4 tRNA genes and 1 pseudogene are annotated in these 813 nt (G+C 45.4%); all 5 read left to right on the top strand.

The annotated features are described in order from the left end of the window. Positions 1-133: 133 nt before the first annotated feature. The 5 genes and pseudogenes from N1032_RS24655 (at position 134) to N1032_RS24635 (ending at position 725) form a co-directional block, all read left to right on the top strand. A tRNA-Asn gene (locus tag N1032_RS24655) sits at positions 134-208 on the top strand. Between the two features lie 6 nt (positions 209-214). Next, positions 215-290: transfer RNA gene (locus N1032_RS24650), tRNA-Trp, on the top strand. Positions 291-446: 156 nt separating this feature from the next. Continuing rightward, positions 447-523, top strand: a tRNA-Pro gene (locus N1032_RS24645). An 11-nt stretch (positions 524-534) separates the two neighbouring features. Further along, positions 535-626 (top strand) — tRNA-Ser (locus N1032_RS24640). Positions 627-628: 2 nt separating this feature from the next. Beyond that, positions 629-725 (top strand): annotated as a pseudogene (locus N1032_RS24635). Positions 726-813: the final 88 nt, after the last annotated feature.

The raw sequence follows: 813 nt of genomic DNA, 5'->3' as shown, positions 1-813 counted from the left end.
GGTTTGGCTTAATCAATGCCACCTCTGTCTAACGTCTCAAGATGGTACGGATGCTATTTATTCAGATCCCGAAGAAGAGGCGCAACGTATTGAAGCTCATAAGGCTAAGTACGGTAAGTAAAAGAATGACCAAGGATGGGTCGTATAAAGGTTATTACGGAGAGCTGTTAACTCTTTTATCTAGGTTCGAGTCCTAGCCCGTCCGCCATATTTTAGGAACTTAGCTCAGTTGGTAGAGCAGCGGATTCCAAATCCGCCGGTCTGGGGTTCAAGTCCTCAAGTTCCTGCCAATTTCGGAAAGGTGACAGCACTTTTAATCCAGGGGTGGTTTGTTAGAACTGTACACCTTATCCGAACACTATTTTATTGAGTCCTTTAGCATCCACTATATAATCCCGTTGTTGCGATGTGTGCTTGTTATAGGCTAGAGGACTCAGTAAAATAAACGGAGTATAGCTCAGTTTGGTAGAGCACCTGGTTTGGGACCAGGGGGTCGTAGGTTCGAATCCTGCTACTCCGACCATTACAAAACTTGGAGAGGTGGTAGAGTCTGGTTGATTACATCGGTCTTGAAAACCGAAGCTCCTTAATCGGGGCCCAGGGTTCGAATCCCTGTCTCTCCTCCATAGGACGTTTAACTCAGATGGTAGAGCCTCTGTTAACCGGCTGCGGGCAGTTGCTGGAGTAATAGGGATGCACAGGTTCGAGTCCTGTAACGTCCACCATTTTAAATGTGTAGAAAATTGTAGATGAAACGACAGCTAAGACCAAGCTATTGTATTTATTTGGATAAAGCGTATAACTTCTGGTGTC

Origin of the sequence: Herbiconiux daphne (assembly GCF_024979295.1) — a bacterium.
GTDB lineage: Bacteria > Actinomycetota > Actinomycetes > Actinomycetales > Microbacteriaceae > Herbiconiux > Herbiconiux daphnes.
This window is presented reverse-complemented; position numbering and strand designations above follow the sequence as displayed.